The organism is Shewanella sp. 10N.286.51.B8 (assembly GCF_041469325.1).
GTDB lineage: Bacteria > Pseudomonadota > Gammaproteobacteria > Enterobacterales > Shewanellaceae > Shewanella.
On the sequence record NZ_JBFRKG010000081.1, the window covers coordinates 1 to 288 of the forward strand.

General features: G+C 39.2%; 1 pseudogene. It reads right to left on the reverse strand.

What is annotated here, in order from left to right:
• Positions 1-125: 125 nt before the first annotated feature.
• Positions 126-288 (reverse strand): annotated as a pseudogene (locus tag AB4160_RS19330) (transposase); the annotation flags it as partial.

Here is a 288-nt window from a genome sequence, read left to right on the forward strand (position 1 = left end):
GCCAAAGGACTAAATACTTCATCATTAATCACCAAAAATAACTCATAAACTAAATTCAACACAGCAAAAAAGCTTGATATCTATCAAGTGGAAAATGCTTTTATTTGAAATTAAGAAATGGTGTATTAAGCGCACAACCAGCGCTGACAGTTAGCTGCACCTTGTCGTCGTTTTAGGTCTAAATGCTCACAATAATCTGTTAATGCAGGCAACGCCCCCACCGCACCTTTGAATAAAGCGCCAAACTCAGTGGTGATTTTAAGCCAATTCTCTGCGGGAATGTTCAGC